At 67.3% G+C, this 18,128-nt stretch carries 20 protein-coding genes; 18 read left to right on the top strand and 2 right to left on the bottom strand.

Translation table 11 applies throughout. The features are described from left to right. Window positions 1-108: 108 nt before the first annotated feature. The 11 genes from atpB to CFP71_RS45175 all read left to right on the top strand — a co-directional run bounded on the left by atpB (window position 109) and on the right by CFP71_RS45175 (window position 9,398). Window positions 109-906, top strand: coding sequence for a F0F1 ATP synthase subunit A (gene atpB, locus CFP71_RS34300; protein WP_093938097.1), 798 nt, complete (start codon window positions 109-111; stop codon window positions 904-906). A gap of 61 nt (window positions 907-967) precedes the next feature. Beyond that, a complete protein-coding gene (locus tag CFP71_RS34295; RefSeq protein WP_005150354.1) occupies window positions 968-1,222 on the top strand; it encodes an ATP synthase subunit c family protein in 255 nt (84 codons plus the stop codon). A 33-nt stretch (window positions 1,223-1,255) separates the two neighbouring features. Further along, a complete protein-coding gene (locus CFP71_RS34290; RefSeq protein ID WP_093938096.1) occupies window positions 1,256-1,813 on the top strand; it encodes a F0F1 ATP synthase subunit B in 558 nt (185 codons plus the stop codon). Window positions 1,814-1,819: 6 nt separating this feature from the next. Next, on the top strand, window positions 1,820-2,641 hold the full coding sequence (locus CFP71_RS34285; RefSeq protein ID WP_093938095.1) for a F0F1 ATP synthase subunit delta: 822 nt from the start codon (window positions 1,820-1,822) through the stop codon (window positions 2,639-2,641). Window positions 2,642-2,695: 54 nt separating this feature from the next. Next, window positions 2,696-4,333 carry a F0F1 ATP synthase subunit alpha gene (gene atpA, locus CFP71_RS34280; protein WP_093938094.1) on the top strand — a complete coding sequence of 546 codons (1,638 nt, stop codon included), beginning with the start codon at window positions 2,696-2,698 and terminating at the stop codon, window positions 4,331-4,333. Window positions 4,334-4,344: 11 nt separating this feature from the next. Continuing rightward, on the top strand, window positions 4,345-5,283 hold the full coding sequence (locus tag CFP71_RS34275) for a F0F1 ATP synthase subunit gamma (RefSeq protein WP_093938093.1): 939 nt from the start codon (window positions 4,345-4,347) through the stop codon (window positions 5,281-5,283). Further along, window positions 5,283-6,710 (top strand): F0F1 ATP synthase subunit beta, encoded by a 1,428-nt coding sequence (atpD, locus tag CFP71_RS34270; protein WP_093938092.1) that lies wholly within the window; start codon window positions 5,283-5,285, stop codon window positions 6,708-6,710. Before CFP71_RS34275 ends, atpD begins: the two co-directional genes overlap by 1 nt. A 114-nt stretch (window positions 6,711-6,824) precedes the next feature. Continuing rightward, on the top strand, window positions 6,825-7,190 hold the full coding sequence (locus CFP71_RS34265; protein WP_093938091.1) for a F0F1 ATP synthase subunit epsilon: 366 nt from the start codon (window positions 6,825-6,827) through the stop codon (window positions 7,188-7,190). Between the two features lie 25 nt (window positions 7,191-7,215). Then, window positions 7,216-7,650 carry a DUF2550 domain-containing protein gene (locus tag CFP71_RS34260; RefSeq protein WP_093938090.1) on the top strand — a complete coding sequence of 145 codons (435 nt, stop codon included), beginning with the start codon at window positions 7,216-7,218 and terminating at the stop codon, window positions 7,648-7,650. Between the two features lie 117 nt (window positions 7,651-7,767). Further along, entirely contained in the window at window positions 7,768-9,003 is a 1,236-nt protein-coding gene (aroA, locus tag CFP71_RS34255) for a 3-phosphoshikimate 1-carboxyvinyltransferase (protein WP_093938089.1), read from the top strand. Between the two features lie 242 nt (window positions 9,004-9,245). Beyond that, window positions 9,246-9,398 carry a hypothetical protein gene (locus tag CFP71_RS45175; protein ID WP_244199949.1) on the top strand — a complete coding sequence of 51 codons (153 nt, stop codon included), beginning with the start codon at window positions 9,246-9,248 and terminating at the stop codon, window positions 9,396-9,398. Between the two features lie 66 nt (window positions 9,399-9,464). Here CFP71_RS45175 and CFP71_RS34245 read toward each other — a convergent pair whose 3' ends face one another. Continuing rightward, window positions 9,465-10,037 (bottom strand): cob(I)yrinic acid a,c-diamide adenosyltransferase, encoded by a 573-nt coding sequence (locus CFP71_RS34245; protein ID WP_093938088.1) that lies wholly within the window; start codon window positions 10,035-10,037, stop codon window positions 9,465-9,467. A gap of 61 nt (window positions 10,038-10,098) precedes the next feature. Here CFP71_RS34245 and murA point away from each other — a divergent pair, with 61 nt between their 5' ends. After that, entirely contained in the window at window positions 10,099-11,373 is a 1,275-nt protein-coding gene (gene murA, locus CFP71_RS34240; protein WP_093938087.1) for a UDP-N-acetylglucosamine 1-carboxyvinyltransferase, read from the top strand. 92 nt (window positions 11,374-11,465) lie between these two features. Here murA and CFP71_RS34235 read toward each other — a convergent pair whose 3' ends face one another. Continuing rightward, window positions 11,466-12,098: a LysE family translocator gene (locus CFP71_RS34235; RefSeq protein ID WP_208636094.1), complete on the bottom strand. Its 633-nt coding sequence runs from the start codon at window positions 12,096-12,098 to the stop codon at window positions 11,466-11,468. A 194-nt stretch (window positions 12,099-12,292) separates the two neighbouring features. On the opposite strand from CFP71_RS34235, the gene CFP71_RS34230 reads away from it, so the two are divergent. The 6 genes from CFP71_RS34230 to ehuA all read left to right on the top strand — a co-directional run bounded on the left by CFP71_RS34230 (window position 12,293) and on the right by ehuA (window position 18,122). After that, complete coding sequence (locus CFP71_RS34230) at window positions 12,293-12,871, top strand: hypothetical protein (RefSeq protein ID WP_093938086.1); 579 nt, start codon at window positions 12,293-12,295, stop codon at window positions 12,869-12,871. An 81-nt stretch (window positions 12,872-12,952) separates the two neighbouring features. Next, window positions 12,953-14,974: a protein meaA gene (locus CFP71_RS34225; RefSeq protein ID WP_093938085.1), complete on the top strand. Its 2,022-nt coding sequence runs from the start codon at window positions 12,953-12,955 to the stop codon at window positions 14,972-14,974. A 117-nt stretch (window positions 14,975-15,091) separates the two neighbouring features. After that, window positions 15,092-15,985, top strand: coding sequence for an ectoine/hydroxyectoine ABC transporter substrate-binding protein EhuB (gene ehuB, locus CFP71_RS34220; RefSeq protein WP_093938084.1), 894 nt, complete (start codon window positions 15,092-15,094; stop codon window positions 15,983-15,985). Window positions 15,986-15,998: 13 nt separating this feature from the next. Continuing rightward, window positions 15,999-16,694 (top strand): ectoine/hydroxyectoine ABC transporter permease subunit EhuC, encoded by a 696-nt coding sequence (ehuC, locus tag CFP71_RS34215; protein ID WP_093938083.1) that lies wholly within the window; start codon window positions 15,999-16,001, stop codon window positions 16,692-16,694. Further along, window positions 16,694-17,350 (top strand): ectoine/hydroxyectoine ABC transporter permease subunit EhuD, encoded by a 657-nt coding sequence (ehuD, locus tag CFP71_RS34210; protein ID WP_093938082.1) that lies wholly within the window; start codon window positions 16,694-16,696, stop codon window positions 17,348-17,350. Before ehuC ends, ehuD begins: the two co-directional genes overlap by 1 nt. A 7-nt stretch (window positions 17,351-17,357) precedes the next feature. Next, window positions 17,358-18,122: an ectoine/hydroxyectoine ABC transporter ATP-binding protein EhuA gene (gene ehuA, locus CFP71_RS34205; protein ID WP_093938081.1), complete on the top strand. Its 765-nt coding sequence runs from the start codon at window positions 17,358-17,360 to the stop codon at window positions 18,120-18,122. Window positions 18,123-18,128: the final 6 nt, after the last annotated feature.

Below are 18,128 nucleotides of genomic sequence, written 5' to 3'. Positions count from 1 at the left end.
TGGGGTGGCCGCCTCCGACGGCCCGATACGTGTCGGGTACGTTAAGTCCAGATCGTGACGATTCCCCCGGCGGAGTGAACGCCGGCCGGGAGAACCGGAAGGAGCCCAGTGGGCGCGCTGGTACTAGCCGAGGGTGCGGAGTTCGCGCCGCCCGGTGTCAAAGACTTCAACCTGCCGCCGTTGTTCGGTTCCGGCTATTGGTTGAGCTTCACCAAGCCGATGCTGCTGGTGGTCATCTCCCTGATCATCCTCGTCACCTACTTCATGGTGTCTTCGCGCCGGCTGAAGGTCGTCCCGGGTAAGGGACAGTTCATCGCCGAGTCGATTTACAACTTCGGCCGCAACAACATCGCGCGGGAGCAGATCGGCTCGGCCGACTTCAAGCCGTTCATCCCGCTGATCCTGGGGCTGTTCAGCTTCGTGCTGGTGAACAACCTCTTCGGGATCATCCCGTTCTTCCAGTTCCCCACCATGGCGCGAATCGGCTTCCCGGTCGCTCTCGCGTTCCTTGTCGTTTACCCGGTGTACCACTACGTCGGGTTCAAACGCCACGGCTTCAAGGGTTACCTGAAAAAGGAACTGGCTCCGGCGGGCATTCCCGGATTCGTGCTGCCGCTGTACTCGACCATCGAGTTCGCGCAGAAGTTCTTCATCGCCCCGGCCACGCTGGCCATCCGGGTGTTCGCCGCGATGTTCGCCGGTCACCTCATCATCATGGTCTTCACACTCGGTGGCAGCTTCCTGCTGACCGAGGGCGAAGGACTCGTGAAGGTCGCGTCGCCGGTGGCGTTCCTGTTCGCCATCGCGATGACCTTCCTGGAGGCATTCATCCAGGTCCTGCAGGCATTCATTTTCGCACTGCTGTCCGCAGGTTACATCGGCGCCGCGCTGGCGTCGGAGCACTGAGAGAACACCAAAGCCCCCGATCCGCGTGAGTCGCGCGGACCGAGTTTGAAGGGAAACGCACGTGAGCAACATCGTTCTTGCGCAGCAGGCTGCCGAGGCCGTCAGCATCAACAAGGGTCTCGCCGCCATCGGTTACGGCCTCGGCGCGATCGGCCCCGGTATCGGTGTGGGTCTCATCTTCGCCGCCGTCATCAACGGCACCGCCCGTCAGCCGGAGGCCCAGGGCAAGCTGCAGAGCATCGCCTTCTCGACCTTCGTTCTGACCGAGGTTCTGGCGCTGATCGGTATCGTCATTTACTTCCTCGCCTCCGCCTAGGGCTGAGTTCCGCTCATCGCTTAAGGAGACGTTGTGCTGAAGACCGAATTGGTGTTGGCCTCCGAAGAGGTGCCCAACCCGATCGTGCCGCACATTCCCGAGCTCATCCTCGGTTTCGTCGCCTTCCTTCTGCTGCTGTTCGTTCTGAAGAAGTACGTCGTCCCGCGTTTCGAGGCGACCTACGAGGAGCGGACCAAGCTGATCGAGGGTGGCATCGAGCGGGCCGAGAAGGCGCAGGCCGAAGCCGAAGAAAACCTTGCGCAGTACAAGGCGCAGCTGGCGGAAGCCCGTTCCGAGGCCGCGAAGATCCGCGACGACGCCCGGCTCGAAGCCGAGCAGATCAAGGCGGAGCTGCGGGCCGAGGCGGAGTCCGAGTCCCAGCGCATCGTCGCCCAGGGCCAGGCTCAGCTGCAGGCCCAGAAGGCGCAGATCATCGCCGAGCTGCGCGCCGAACTCGGCCGTAACTCCATCGAGCTGGCCAGCCGCATCGTCGGCGAGTCGCTCGCGGACGACGCGCGCCGTCACGGCACCGTGGACCGGTTCCTTGCCGAGCTGGAGACCGCGGGTGCCTCCAACGGAGCGGGAAAGTAGACCAGAATGACGCTGCATGCTGCGAGCCGTGAAGCGCTCGACCTCGCCGAGAATCGTCTCGGCGAGGTTCTGGCCGCCGCGGGTACTGACCCGGCGACGGTCGGCGACGAGCTGCTTTCGGTCGTCGCCCTGCTGGACCGGGAGATCGGCCTGCGCCGGGCCGTCGCCGACGGTTCGTCCTCGTCCGAAGCCCGGATCGGCCTCGCCCGCGGGATCCTCGCGGGCAAGGTTTCCGAACCGGCCCTGCAGGTGCTCGACACCGTGGCGGGCAGCCGCTGGTCGAGCCCGCGCGAACTGACCGACGGGCTCGAGGCCCTCGGCCGCTCGGCGCTGCTCACCAGTGCGGAGAAGTCCGGGAACATCGACGCTGTCGAAGACCAGCTGTTCCGGGTCACCCGTATCGTTGCGGGCGCCCCGGAGCTCGAACGGGCACTGTCCGACCTGGCCGCCCCCGCCGAGGCGAAGCGGACACTGGTCCGCAACCTGTTCGCCGACAAGGTGGACGTGGTCACCGAGACCCTCGTCGAGCAGGTCGTCCTGCGCGCCAAGGGCCGCGGGGTCGCGAACGCCCTCGAGCGGCTGGTCCAGCTGGCCGCGGAACGCCGTGAACGCTCGGTCGCCCAGGTGACCAGCGCGAGCGCGCTGTCCGACGAGCAGCAGGCTCGGCTGAGCGAGAAGCTCAACGCCCTTTACGGGCGGCAGCTCGCGCTGCACGTCGAGGTCGACCCCAAGCTCGGCGGCGGACTCGTGGTCCGCGTCGGCGACGAGGTCATCGACGGCAGCACCGCGGGGCGCATCGACGCCCTGCGTCGCCGGCTGGCTAGCTGACCCCCTAACAACGACTTTGCACACTGGCACGAACGAAGCGAGAGCGGGATTGAAATGGCGGAGCTGACGATCTCCTCGGATGAGATCCGTAGCGCGATCGAGAACTACGTCTCGAGTTACGCCCCGGACGTGAGCCGGGAAGAGGTCGGCGTCGTCGTCGACGCCGGTGACGGTATCGCCCACATCGAGGGTCTTCCCTCGGCGATGGCCAACGAGCTGCTCGAGTTCCCCGGCGGGGTCCTCGGTGTCGCGCTGAACCTGGACGCGCGCTCCATCGGTGCCGCGATCCTCGGTGACTTCGAGACCGTCGTCGAAGGCCAGCAGGTCAAGCGGACCGGCCAGGTCCTGTCGGTTCCGGTCGGCGAGGGCTACCTCGGCCGCGTCGTGAACCCGCTGGGCGCCCCGATCGACGGCCTCGGCGAGATCGAGACCACCGAGCGTCGTCCGCTGGAGGTCAAGGCCGCTTCGGTGGTCGAGCGCCAGCCGGTGGCCGAGCCGCTCCAGACCGGTATCACCGCGATCGACGCGATGACCCCGATCGGCCGCGGCCAGCGCCAGCTGATCATCGGTGACCGCAAGACCGGTAAGACGGCCGTCGCGGTGGACACGATCATCAACCAGAAGGCCAACTGGGAGACCGGCGACCCGAAGAAGCAGGTTCGCTGCATCTACGTCGCGGTCGGCCAGAAGGGCTCCACGATCGCCGCGGTGAAGAAGTCCCTCGAGGACGCCGGCGCGATGGAGTACACCACCATCGTCGCGGCCCCCGCGTCGGACTCCGCCGGCTTCAAGTGGATCGCGCCGTACACCGGCTCGGCCATCGGCCAGCACTGGATGTACGAGGGCAAGCACGTCCTCATCGTGTTCGACGACCTGACGAAGCAGGCCGACGCCTACCGCGCGATCTCGCTGCTGCTGCGTCGCCCGCCGGGCCGTGAAGCCTTCCCCGGCGACGTCTTCTACTTGCACTCCCGCCTCCTCGAGCGTTGCGCCAAGCTCTCGGACGAGCTGGGCGCGGGCTCGCTGACCGGTCTCCCGATCATCGAGACCAAGGCGAACGACGTGTCGGCCTACATCCCGACCAACGTCATCTCGATCACCGACGGTCAGTGCTTCTTCCAGTCGGACCTGTTCAACGCCGGTCAGCGCCCGGCCATCGACGTGGGTATCTCGGTTTCCCGCGTGGGTGGTGCCGCGCAGGTCAAGGCGATGAAGGACGTTTCGGGTTCGCTCCGTATCGACCTGTCGCAGTACCGCGAGCTGGAGGCCTTCGCGGCCTTCGCCTCGGACCTCGACGACGCGTCGAAGGCGCAGCTCGAGCGCGGTGCCCGCCTGTACGAGGTGCTCAAGCAGCCGCAGTACTCCCCGATCCCGGTCGAGGAGCAGGTCGTCACGGTGTACCTCGGCACGAACGGTCACTTCGACACGGTCCCGACCGAGGACGTGCGTCGCTTCCGCGACGAGTTCGTCGACTCCGCGCGTCGCAAGCACGGAGAGCTCCTCAAGGACATCCGCGAGTCGGGCAAGTTCTCCAAGGAGACCGCTTCCGGGCTGGTCGACGCGGTGAACGAGTTCAAGAAGGAGTTCACCACCTCCGAGGGCAAGAGCCTGGTCGAGGTCTCCGACGCGATGGACGCCGAGAAGGTCGGGCAGGAGACCGTCAAGGTCAACAAGCCCGCGCCGAAGAAGTGAGCTGGTAGTCCATGGCCGCACAACTCCGAGAACTCCGGTCGCGTATCAAGGCGACCAAGTCCATCGGCAAGATCACCAAGGCGATGGAGCTCATCGCGACCGCGCGCATCACCAAGGCGCGGGCGAAGGTCGCGGCGTCCCGGCCCTACTCCGACGAGATCACGAACGTGCTCTCGGCCCTGGCCGGCGCCTCGGCCAACCTCGACCACCCGCTGCTGGTCGAGCGCGCCAACCCGAAGCGCGCGGCGGTCCTCGTGATCACCAGCGACAAGGGTCAGTGCGGTGGGTACAACTCCAACGTGCTGAAGGCGACCGAGGAGCTCCTCGCGCTGCTGCGCGAGCAGGGCAAGGAGCCGGTGCTGTACGTGACCGGCAACAAGGGCCTGAGCTACTACCGGTTCCGCGGCCGCGACGTGACCGAAGGCTGGACGGGTTTCTCCGACCAGCCCGGTTACGTCAACGCCTCGGCCGCCGGTGAACTCCTCGTCGAGTCGTTCCTGAACGGCGCCGACGACGAGGCGGGCAACGCCGACGGCATCCTGGGTGTCGACGAGATCCACGTCGTCTACACCGAGTTCGTCTCGATGCTCACCCAGCGTCCGACAGCCAAGCGTGTCGCGCCGCTCGAGGTCGAGTACACCGAGGACGGCGAGGAGAAGCCCGAAAGCCTGCTCCCGAGCTACGAGTTCGAGCCCAGTGCCGAAAAGCTGCTCTCCGCGCTGCTGCCGAAGTACATCAACACGCGGATCTTCGCGGCGATGCTCGAGTCGGCCGCGTCCGAACTCGCTGCCCGCCGTACCGCGATGAAGGCGGCGTCGGACAACGCGAACGAGCTGGTGAACACGCTGACGCGGGAGGCGAACCAGGCCCGCCAGGCGCAGATCACCCAGGAGATCTCCGAAATCGTCGGTGGCGCGAACGCGCTGACCGCAGCAGGAAGTGATGACTGATGACCAGTACTGAAACCCCGCGTGCCAAGGGGCGCATCGTCTCGGTGACCGGCCCGGTCGTCGACGTCGAATTCCCGCGCGGTGCCGTTCCCGACCAGTTCAACGCGCTTAAGGTCGAAATCGAGTTCGAGCAGCTGCGCAAGACGGTGACCCTCGAGGTCGCCAGCCACCTCGGTGACAACCTCGTCCGCACCATTTCGCTCCAGCCGCAGGACGGCCTGGTGCGTGGTGCCGAGGTGACCGACACCGGCGGCCCCATCACGGTGCCGGTCGGCGACAAGGTCAAGGGCCACGTCTACAACGCGCTCGGCGAGTGCCTCGACGAGCCCGGCTACGGCGAGGACCTCGAGCGCTGGGGCATCCACCGCAACCCGCCTTCCTTCGACCAGCTCGAAGGCAAGACGAAGATGCTGGAGACCGGCCTCAAGGTCGTCGACCTGCTGACCCCGTACGTCGAGGGTGGCAAGATCGGCCTGTTCGGCGGTGCCGGCGTCGGCAAGACGGTGCTCATCAAGGAGATGATCACCCGTGTCGCCCGGAACTTCGGTGGTACCTCGGTGTTCGCCGGTGTCGGCGAGCGCACCCGTGAGGGCAACGACCTCTTCCTGGAGATGTCCGAGGACGGCGTCATCAACGACACCGCCCTCGTCTTCGGCCAGATGGACGAGCCGCCGGGCACCCGTATGCGGGTCGCGCTGTCCGCGCTGACCATGGCGGAGTACTTCCGCGATGTGCAGAACCAGGACGTGCTGCTCTTCATCGACAACATCTTCCGGTTCACCCAGGCCGGTTCCGAGGTGTCGACCCTGCTGGGCCGCATGCCTTCGGCCGTGGGTTACCAGCCGACGCTGGCCGACGAGATGGGTCAGCTCCAGGAGCGGATCACCTCGACCCGTGGTCGTTCGATCACCTCGATGCAGGCGATCTACGTCCCCGCGGACGACTACACCGACCCGGCCCCGGCGACGACGTTCGCCCACCTGGACGCCACCACGGAGCTTTCGCGTGGCGTGTTCCAGAAGGGCATCTTCCCGGCGGTGGACCCGCTGGCGTCGACATCGACCATTCTCGACCCGGCCATCGTCGGTGAGGACCACTACCGCGTGGCCTCCGAGGTCATCCGGATCCTGCAGAAGTACAAGGAACTGCAGGACATCATCGCGATCCTCGGTATGGACGAGCTGTCGGAAGAGGACAAGCTGACCGTTCAGCGCGCGCGCCGCATCGAGCGGTTCCTGTCGCAGAACATGCTGGTCGCCGAGGCGTTCACGCAGATCCCGGGCTCGACCGTGCCGCTGTCGGAGACCATCGAGTCCTTCGACCGCATCACCAAGGGCGACTTCGACCACTACCCGGAGCAGGCGTTCCTGGGTATCGGTGGCCTCGAAGACCTCGAGAAGAAGTACAAGGAAATCACCAAGAAGTGATGTTCCGATGAGCGGCGGGATCAGTGTCTACTGTGGACGCTGGTCCCGTCGTTCGCATACAGGGAACCTTGACTATTACACTCGGTGCCAGCACCTGAGGTGAAGGGAAGCTACGTGGCTGAGATTTCTGTCGAGCTGGTAGCCGTCGAGCGCCGTCTCTGGTCCGGTACCGCCACGTTCGTGGTGGCTCAGACCACCGAGGGCGAGATCGGCATCATGGCCGGTCACGAGCCGGTTCTGGGCCAGCTCGTCGAGGGTGGCGTCGTGAAGGTGACGACCACGGACGGCGAGACCGTGTGTGCCGCGGTGCACGGCGGGTTCCTGTCGGTCACCGCGACCGGCGTGAGCATCCTCGCCGAGAGCGCCGAGCTCTCGGACGAGATCGACGTCGAGGCGGCCAAGAAGGCGCTCGGCGGCGAAGACGAGCAAGAGCGGGCTAGGGCGACCGCCCAGCTTCGCGCGGCCGGTCAGTCGGTCTGACCGGGCGACGGGCAGGGGCCGGGCCGTGGAAATCGCAGTGGGAGTTCTCGGGGCCCTGACCGTCCTGGCCGTCGTCGTGGCCTGGTATTCGCTGCGATGGGTCCGGATGCGCCGCGGTGGTGGCGTGAGCGTCGCGCTGCGGTGGCGTCCGGACGAGGCGCGGTCCAGCTGGCATCTGGGGCTGGGCCGCTACGAGGGCGACGAGTTCGTCTGGTTCCGGGTGTGGAGCCTGCGGACCGGCCCGGACCGGGTCTTCCAGCGGGAGAGCATGGAGATCGCGGACCGGCGCGACCCCTCCGGCACGGAGGCGTACGCCGTCCCCGAAGGTTCGATCGTCCTGCGGTGTGAGTCCGCCACGCAGGAGGCGATCGAGATCGCGATGGGTCCCGGTGCCCTCACGGGCTTTCTTTCCTGGCTCGAATCCGCTCCTCCGGGGCGTCGCCTCCCGCGCGCTTCCTGAGTTCCGCCTTCAAGCACGCGTGTCCCGTCTTCAAGCACGCGTGTCGCGCCTCTGATCACGCGTGTCGTCCGTCTGATCACGCGTGATCGCCGTTCGAGCAGCCCGTATGCTCGCGCCGTGACCATCGTCGACATCCCCGGTTCGAAGTCGATCACCGCCCGAGGCCTGTTCCTCGCGGCCGCCGCCCACGGCACGACCGTGTTGAGCAGGCCGCTGCGTTCGGACGACTCCGAGGGCTTCGCCGAAGGCCTCCTCAAGCTCGGCTATCAGGTGTCCCGTTCCGATGCGGAGTGGACCATCTCCGGCAGGCCCGAAGGCCCCGCCGCCGACAGCGCCGACGTCTTCTGCCGTGACGGTGCCACCACCGCGCGCTTCCTGCCCGCCCTGGCCGCCGCCGGGCACGGAACCTTCCGCTTCGACGCGTCCGAGCAGATGCGTGCCCGGCCGCTGGGGCCGCTCACCGACGCGCTGCTCGAACTGGGCGTCGACCTCACCTTCGAAGGCTCGCCGGGGCACCATCCGCTGGTGGTGCGGGCCGCCGGCATCAAGGGTGGCGAACTGACGCTCGACGCGGGGCTCTCCTCGCAGTTCCTGACCGCGTTGCTGCTGGTCGGGCCGCTGACCGCCGAGGGATTGCGGATCACCGTCACCGACCTCGTTTCGGTGCCCTACGTCGAGATCACCATCGCGATGATGCGGCGCTTCGGCGTCGAGGTCGTCCGGGACGGCGACACGTTCGTCGTGCCGCCCACGCCGTACCGGGCGTGCCGCTACGAGATCGAGCCCGACGCGTCGACGTCGAGCTACTTCTTCGCGGCGGCGGCCCTGACCGGGCGCTCGGTGACCGTGCCGGGCCTGGGTGAAGGCGCCCTGCAAGGGGACCTGGCCTTCGTCGAGGTCCTGCGGCAGATGGGCGCGGACGTCGAGATCGGCCCCGACGCCGTCACCGTGACCGGTACGGGCGGGCTGCGCGGCGTCACCGTGAACATGCGCGACATCTCCGACACCGTGCCGACGCTCGCGGCCATCGCGCCGTTCGCGGACGGGCCGGTGCGGATCGAAGACGTGTACAACACCCGGATCAAGGAATGCGACCGGCTCGCCGCGTGCGAGGAGAACCTGCGCGCGATGGGCGTCCAGGTCGAGACGGGGCGGGATTGGATCGAGATCCGGCCAGGGGTGCCCACGGGGGCCCTGGTGAAGTGCCGGCGCGATCACCGGATCGCGATGGCGTTCAGCGTCGCCGGGTTGCGTACGCCGGGGATCACGCTGGACGCCCCGGGGTGCGTGAAGAAGACCTTCCCCGGTTTCCACGACGCCCTGGCATCCCTGCGGAGCTCCTGGGGCCTCTGACGCGTTTCGTCCTCTGAGTGCGGTCGCGGGTGTGCGGCGGCGTTGTCCGTGAAGGCCTCCTTTCCTACCTTGAAGGTAGTGAAGGGGGCCTTCACGGAAAGCGTTGTCGCGCCGAGGGCGAGCGCACCGGCCGGTCCGGGAGTCGATCCGAACTCCGCCTGGGGACCGGAAGCGAACATGAGATCTTCACCGAACGGCATTTCTACCCGGCTTCGGACGTGATCCGCGTCTATTCTCGCTCCATGACTCAGAGCGAGGACACGAACCGCTGGAGCCACCTTTCCGAGTCCGTGTCCCTGGAGGACACGATCACGATGAAGGCGATCGACCCGGGCAAGGACGGCACGCCCGACGTCGACCTCGAGCGTTATTGGGCGGCACAGGAACAGGGCTGAACCCGGCCCCCTCACACGATCCGGCACCGGGATGCGATCTCGCGACCCGGTGCCGAGTCGCGTCGGTCAGCTCGCGCCGCCGGGCTGCCACAGGATGTCGCCGTCCGGGTTCGCCAGACGCGACAGGATGAACAGCAGGTCCGAAAGCCGGTTCAGGTACTTGATCGCCAGCTGGTTGGTCGCGGCCTGCTCGGCCTCGAACAGTGCCCAGCCGGAACGCTCCGCCCGCCGCGCGACCGTGCGGGCCTGGTGCAGGAACGCCGCCCCCGGGGTGCCTCCCGGCAGGATGAACGACGTCAGCTTCGGCACGCGCTCGTTGAACTCGTCGCACCAGCCTTCCAGCCGCTCGATGTACCGCTCGGTGATCCGCAGCGGCTCGTACGGCGGGTTTTCCACGATCGGCGCGCACAGATCCGCGCCGACGTCGAAAAGATCGTTCTGCACGCCACGCAGCACCTGCGCGATTTCCTCGGACAGACCGCCCATCGCGAGCGCGAGCCCGATGACGGAGTTGGCTTCGTCGACGTCGGCGTACGCGGACAGCCGCGGCGACGTCTTCGGCACGCGGGACCCGTCGCCGAGCGCCGTGGTGCCGTTGTCGCCGACCTTCGTGTACACGCGGTTGATGCGAACGACCATGAAGCCGACTCTACCGGCCCGGCGTAAGGCAAATCCGGGCGAGAGGGCATGATTGGCGCCCATGAGCGAGCACTTCGACGTGCACGGCGGAGCACGGCTGGTCGGCGAGGTCGACGTGGTCGGGGCGAAGAACAGCGTCCTGAAACTGATGGCCGCGGCCCTGCTGGCCGAGGGCACGACGACGATCACGAACTGCCCCCAGATCCTGGACGTCCCGCTGATGGGCGACGTCCTGCGCAGCGTCGGCTGCGACGTCGTCATCGACGGCGACACCGCCAAGATCACCACTCCGGCCGAGCTTTCGCACCGGGCCGATTCGGCCGCGATGGGCAAGCTGCGCGCGTCGGTGTGCGTGCTGGGCCCCCTGGTCGGACGGCTCAAGCAGGCCGTCGTGGCGCTGCCGGGCGGCGACGCCATCGGCTCCCGGCCGCTGGACATGCACCAGAACGGCCTGCGCAAGCTGGGCGCGACCAGCACCATCGAGCACGGCTGCGTCGTGGCGAAGGCCGACGGCCTGCACGGCGCGCAGATCTGGCTGGACTTCCCGAGCGTCGGCGCCACCGAGAACATCCTGATGGCCGCCGTGCTCGCCGAGGGCACCACGGTCATCGACAACGCCGCGCGCGAGCCCGAGATCGTCGACATCTGCACGATGCTGACCGAGATGGGCGCGAAGGTCGAAGGCGCGGGGACCTCGACGCTGACCGTCGAGGGCGTCGAGAAGCTGCACCCGACCGAGCACCGCGTGATCGGCGACCGGATCGTCGGCGCGACCTGGGCGTTCGCCGCCGCGATGACCCGGGGCGACCTGACCGTCCGCGGCGTCAACCCGCATTACCTCGACCTCGTCCTCGACAAGCTCCGCCTGGCGGGTGCCGAGGTCGAGACGTTCGACGACAAGGGCTTCCGCATCGTCCAGAACGAGCGCCCGAAGGCGGTCGACTGGGTGACGCTGCCGTACCCGGGCTTCGCGACCGACTTGCAGCCGTTCGCGGTGGCGCTGTCGGCGGTGTCCGAAGGCACCTCGATGATCACGGAGAACATCTACGAGGCCCGGTTCCGGTTCATCGAGGAGATGATGCGGCTTTCCGGCGACGCGCGGACCGACGGGCACCACGCCGTCGTCCGCGGTGTCGAGAAGCTGTCGAGCGCTCCGGTGTGGGCCGCGGACATCCGAGCCGGCGCGGGGCTGGTGCTGGCCGGGCTGTGCGCGGACGGCGTCACCGAGGTCTGGGACGTCTTCCACATCGACCGCGGCTACCCGCATTTCGTGGAGAACCTGAACCGGCTCGGCGCCCGGATCGAGCGCGTCGCGGGCGAACCCGAACGGGCCTGACGGCCTCTGCTTGAAGTACATGAAGGCCCCCTTCCTTGCGCCTGGCGCAAGGAAGGGGGCCTTCATGTACTTCGGGTGAGTGAGGACCGCGCCTAGCTTTCGAGAACGAGGGCGGCGCCGAAGCCGATCAGCGCGGTTCCGGTGACGCCGTCGAGCGCCCGCCGCACCTGGCGGCGTTCCAGCCAGGTCCGTACGCGGTGCACGAAGAACAGCAGCGTCAGCAGCCAGATCGCGCCCAGCACGGCCACGGTGTACGCGAGCAGCAGCGCGTGCCACGCCGACGTCGTCACCGGGTCGAGGAACTGCGGCAGCACCGACAGGTAGAGCACGAGGACCTTCGGATTGGTGATGTTGGAGAGGAAGCCTTCACGGAAGCGGCGGAACCCGCTCGTCCGCTGCTGCTTCACCGCCGCGACGCCGGAGTAGTCGCCCCGCCACGCGCCGCGCAGCGCCTGGAAACCGAGGAAGACCAGGTAGGCGGCGCCGACCCACTTGAGCGTCACGAACACCGGCTGCGACTGGGCGATGACGACGCCGAGGCCGAGGGCGGCGGCGGTGCCCTGGACCGAGTTGGCCACGAAGATCCCGGCCGTGGTCAGGAATCCGCCCCGGGTGCCGCCGGACAGCGAGTTCTTGAGCATCACCATCGTGTCCGGTCCCGGCGCGAGGACGATCAGGACGACGATGACCAGATAGCTGCTGTACGAACTCCACGTCACGGTCACCCACGCTAGCCGCCGGGGTGCGGGCGAGTCTCGCGGATTTCGGTCACAGTCCCCGGACGAGCTGGTGGTTTCGCGTGATCCGACGGACGTCCGCTGAACACACGAAAGCGCCATCCGCGCACCGGCGGGCCCGGCATCGTGACCGACGATCGGACGCTGCCCCCACCCGGGAACGGCGGGTAATGTGCGGTGCCATGCATGAGGGGCGGATCGACCTCCTTCCAGGCGAACGGGTCATCTGGGCCGGGCACCCGGTGCGCAGGCCCCTCTTCAATCCCGGCGACTACTTCAACGTCCCCGTCGGCCTGCTCTTGCTCGGCGGGGTCACGCTTTTCTTCTCCGCCAACCACGACACGGCGTTCCACAGGGTCGCGTGGGTCGTGCTCACCGCCGCGGGCGTGTTCCATCTCGTCGGCAGGCCGCTGATCCGCTACCTCAGACTCGCCTCGACCACCTACGCGGTGACGGACGGCCGGGTCATCGCGACCAGTTCGCTGATCCGTCGCAAGGAAGACGCCACCGAGCTGGCCGGGCTCGCGGATCCCGTCGTCACCCCCGGCCCCGGCAAGACCGGGACGATCACGTTCGGCAGGCTCGGCGTGCTGGCGTGGGCGTCGGCGAACTTCGGCGCGGGCTCCGGGAAGGACCGCAAGCCGCCGGTCATCCTCGTGGGTGTCAGTGAGGTCGCGAAGGTGCGGGAAAAGCTCGCGAAAGCCGTCGACGAGGCACGACAGCGCCAGCAGCCCCCGGAGGTCCAGGCCGTCGGAGAATGACCCGACTGTGTCTGATTCAACTACGCGGACGATGTTACCGGCCGGTACACTCAGGCGGTCGTCCAGCGCCGGAGGTGTACCGTGCCCTATCCCACGGACCGTGAACGGGACCGCCCCTGGGTGATGCGGACCTACGCGGGCCACTCGTCCGCGGCCGCGTCCAACGAGCTGTACCGGCGCAACCTCGCCAAGGGGCAGACAGGCCTCTCCGTCGCCTTCGACCTGCCGACGCAGACCGGTTACGACCCGGACCACCAGCTGTCCAAGGGTGAGGTCGGCAAGGTCGGCGTCCCGGTCTCGCACATCGGCGACATGCGGCGGCTCTTCGACGGCATCCCGCTCGCCGAGGCCAACACGTCGATGACGATCAACGCGCCCGCCATGTGGCTGCTGGCGCTCTACGTCTCCGTGGCGCGCGAGCAGGCCGAGGCCGAGGGCCGCGACGTGGACGAGGTGCTCGCCAAGCTCACCGGCACCACGCAGAACGACATCATCAAGGAATACCTTTCCCGGGGCACGTACATCTTCCCGCCGGGTCCGAGTCTCCGCCTGATCACCGACATGATCGCGTGGACCGTGCACCACGTGCCCAAGTGGAACCCGATCAACATCTGCAGTTACCACCTCCAAGAGGCGGGCGCGACGCCGACGCAGGAGGTCGCGTACGCGTTGTGCACCGCCATCGCCGTCCTCGACGCGGTCCGGGATTCCGGACAGGTCGAGCCCGACGACATGGCCAAGGTGGTCGCGCGGATCTCGTTCTTCGTCAACGCCGGGGTGCGGTTCGTCGAAGAGATGTCCAAGATGCGCGCCTTCACCGCGCTCTGGGACGAGATCACCCGGGATCGTTACGGCGTAACGGATCCCAAGGCGCGGCGGCTGCGTTACGGCGTCCAGGTCAACTCGCTGGGCCTGACCGAGGCGCAGCCGGAGAACAACGTCCAGCGCATCGTGCTGGAGATGCTCGCGGTCTCGCTTTCCCGTGGCGCCAGGGCGCGCGCGATCCAGCTGCCCGCCTGGAACGAGGCGCTCGGCCTGCCCCGGCCGTGGGATCAGCAGTGGGCGCTGCGGATGCAGCAGGTGCTGGCTTTCGAGACCGACCTGCTGGAGTACGAGGACATCTTCGACGGCTCGCACGTCATCCAGGCCAAGGTCGACGAGATCATGGCCGGCGCGCGTGAGGAGATCGCGCGGGTGCAGGATCTCGGCGGCGCGGTCACGGCCGTCGAAAGCGGCTACATGAAGTCGCAGCTCGTCGCCTCGCTCGCGGAACTCCGGCGCGGTATGGAAAACGGCGAGCGCGTCCTGGTCGGGGTCAACAAGTTCGAGACCACCGAACCTTCCCCGCTCCAGGCCGAGGGCGCCAAGGCGATCGAAACGATCGACCCCGCCGTGGAGAAGCAGGCCGTCACCGCGATCGAGGAATGGCGGTCGCACCGCGACAACGCGGCCGCCGAGTCCGCGCTGGAAAAGCTGAAGGCCGTCGCGAAGACGCAGGAGAACCTGTTTGAGGCCACGATCGACTGCGCCCGCGCCGGGGTCACCACCGGTGAATGGTCGGGTGCGCTGCGCGACGTGTTCGGCGAATACCGTGCTCCCACCGGGGTTTCCGCTTCGGCGGCCGCAGGCGAGGGCAACGAAGAGATCCGCCGCGTCCGCGACAGGGTCAAGGCGACGAGCACCGAGATCGGCGAACGGCTGCGGATCCTGGTCGGCAAACCCGGTCTCGACGGGCATTCCAACGGCGCCGAACAGGTCGCGGTGCGGGCGCGCGACGTCGGTTTCGAGGTGGTGTACCAGGGCATCCGGCTCACCCCGGAGCAGATCGTCGCGGCCGCGGTCCAGGAGGGCGTGCACGTCGTCGGGCTTTCGGTGCTCTCGGGTTCGCATCTCGAAGTCGTGCCGCAGGTCGTGGACGGGTTGCGGCACGCGGGCGCGGGTGACATCCCGGTCATCGTCGGCGGCATCATCCCGCCCGATGACGAGAAGCTCTTGCTGGAGCGGGGAATCGCGAAGGTGTTCACGCCGAAGGACTACGAACTCACCGACATCATGGACGGAATTGTCGGATTGGTGCGGGAGCGCCACGGTCTGAGTACATAAAGTCACTGTAAATCTCGGTACCGTAACGGCGGGTGGTTCGTCACCCGCTCACACTGCCCGCGCGAAGGTACCCACCTACGTTTCGATTAAACCGATTAATCGAAAAGAGGTGCCGCTATGGCGCACGGCGAGTGGTCGAGGCGGGAATTCTTCCGGCGGTCCGCGGTTCTGGGGGCGGTGACGATCGGCGGTCCGGTTCTGTTGTCCGCGTGCACATCGACGTCCTCCGGGGACGCGCTCCAGGCGGCCAAGGACGCGAAGAAGATCAAGATCGGTATCGCGAACGAAGCACCTTACGGATTCACGGACCAGAGCGGCAAGGTCACCGGCGAAGCGCCGGAAGTCGCGCGTGCCGTCTTCAAAGCCATGGGCATCGACAACGTGGAAGCCGAGGCGGTCTCCTTCGACCAGCTGATTCCCGCGCTCAACGCCAGGAAGTACGACATCGTCGCGGCCGGGATGAACATCAAGAAGGAGCGGTGCGACGCGGCCGCCTTCTCGATCCCCGACTACTCGGCGCTGACGGCTTTGCTGGTACCCAAGGGAAATCCGCAGCAGGTGCGGAAGTTCGAGGACATCGCGGCCAAGAAGGTCAAGGTCGCCGTGCTCTCGGCGGCGGTGGAAAAGGGGTACGCCACCGATTCCGGGGTCGCCGAGGACCAGATCGTCACCCTCGATTCGCAGGACAACATGCTCCGCGCGGTCACCGACGGCCGGGTCTACTGCGCCGCGCTCACCGACATCTCCCTCAAGGACGTCCTGGCGAAGAGCCCTGGCGCCGCGGCGGAGGTGACCCCCGGCTTCGATCCGATGAAGGACGGCAAGCCGGTCGTCTCCGCCGGCGCGTTCGTCTTCCGCAAGGACGACAACCCGCTGCGCGAGGCTTTCAACGCCGAACTCAAGAAACTGCACGACAGCGGTGAATGGACCAAGATCGTGACGCCGTTCGGGTTCTCGGCGGACAACCTGCCGAAGGCCGACGTGACCACCGAGAAACTCTGCGCGGTGTGACGGGGCCGGCCTCATGTCGTCGCCGGTGTCGCACATCATCACGACCGTCCTCAGTGGACTGACAGCGACCGTCACCGCCGCGCTCGGCGGGATCGCGCTCACCGTGGCGCTCTCCCTGTCGGCCGGGCTCGCGCTGAGATCGCCGTCCCGGGTGGTGCGCGGGATCTCCCGCGTCTACGTCGAGATCTTCCGGGGAACCTCGGAAGTCGTCCAGTTGTTCTGGCTCTACTTCGTCCTTCCGGTGCTGGTCGGGTTCCAGCTCGTACCGATGTTCGCCGGGATCCTGGTGCTGGGGCTCAACCACGGGGCCTACGGTGCCGAGATCGTCCGCGGCGCGGTGAACTCCGTGCCACGGGCGCAGTTCGAAGGCGCCGTCGCCCTCAACCTGACACCCGCGCAGCGGATGCGGCGGGTGATCCTGCCGCAGGCGTTCGCGGAGATGCTGCCACCGTTCAATAATCTCTTCATCCAGTTGCTGAAGAGCACCGCCCTGTTGTCGTTCATCGCCGTCCCGGAGATGGCGCGCCAGGGTGAACTGCTGCGGCCGGTGTTCGGCGCCGAACTCGGCTGGATCTACGGCACCGAACTCGTGCTCTATCTCCTGCTCGCCTTGCTGATCACCAGCGGGATGCGGCTGCTGGAACGGTTCGCGGCACGACGTCTCGGCCGGGCGCCGGCGAAGATGACCGCCGCCGCGGGAGGTGTCTGATGGACTGGAGCTGGGAAGCCGCCGCGAATTCGGTTCCCTTGCTGCTGGAGGGGCTTCTCGTCACCGTCGAGATCACCTTGCTGGCCTCGGTGGTCGCGTACGCGTTCGGACTGGTGTTCGCGCTGATCCGCCGGGCGGGGATTCCCGTGCTGTCCCAGGCGGTCCTGCTGTTCATCGAGTTCGTCCGCAGCACGCCGTTGCTGATCCAGGTGTTCGTCCTCTACTACGTGATCCAGCCGGTGGGCGGGATGACCTTGTCCCCGTTCGCCACCGGCGTCATCGCGCTCGGCGTGCATTACGCGACCTACGCGGCCGAGGTCTATCGGGCCGGGATCGAAGCGGTCCCGAAAGGACAGTGGGAGGCCGCGACCGCGTTGAACCTGCCGAGGTTCCGGGTGTGGACCGCGGTGGTCCTGCCGCAAGCGGTGCCGAGGGTGCTCCCCGCGCTCGGCAACTACACGATCTCGATGTTCAAGGAAACCCCGCTGCTGCTGGCGATCGGCGTCGTCGACGTGCTGGCGAGGGCGAAGGAGGTCGGTGCCGACACGTTCCGGGTCACCGAGCCGTACACCCTGGCCGGGGTGCTGTTCCTGCTGGTGAGCCTGCCGGCTTCGATTCTCGTGAGAAGGTTGGAGCGACGTGCCGCCCACAGTTGATTCCCCGATGATCCGGTTCTCGCAGGTGGTCAAGTCCTATGGCGACCACGTGGTGCTGCGGGACCTCGATTTCACTGTCGCGCCAGGGGAATTCGTCTCGCTGATCGGCCCGAGCGGGTCCGGCAAGACGACGATCCTGCGGCTGCTGATGACCCTGGAGAAGGTCGACGGCGGCACCATCGAGGTCTGCGGCGACCATTTGAGTCACATGAAGCGCGGCGAGAAATTGGTGCCCGCGGACGAGAAGTACCTGCGGGACGTGCGCAAGCGGATCGGCATGGTGTTCCAGCAGTTCAACCTGTTCCCCAACATGAACGTGCTGCGCAACATCACCGAGGCGCCGGTCCACGCGCTCGGCGTCCCCCGGGACGAGGCCGAGGCGCGGGCCGTCGAACTGCTGGAAATGGTGGGGCTCGCGGACAAGAAGGACGCGCACCCCACGAAGCTTTCCGGCGGCCAGCAGCAGCGCGTCGCGATCGCCCGCGCGCTCGCGATGCGGCCGGACGTGCTGCTGCTGGACGAGGTGACTTCGGCGCTCGACCCGGAGCTGGTCGCCGACGTCCTGCGCGTGCTGCGTGAGATCGCGACGTCCACCGACATCACGATTCTCTGTGTCACGCACGAAATGCAGTTCGCGCGGGATGTCTCGGACCGGGTGATGATGTTCGACGAGGGGCGGGTGCTGGAGGACGCCGCGCCGGAGAAGCTGTTCAACGATCCTGAACACGACCGGACGCGGCGGTTCCTGAAGGCCGTCATAGACCGGGCCTGAGATGCC

It is taken from the genome of Amycolatopsis thailandensis (assembly GCF_002234405.1).
Classification (GTDB): domain Bacteria; phylum Actinomycetota; class Actinomycetes; order Mycobacteriales; family Pseudonocardiaceae; genus Amycolatopsis; species Amycolatopsis thailandensis.
Note: the sequence above shows the minus strand (reverse complement) of the source record. Positions and strands in the feature narration are given on the sequence as shown.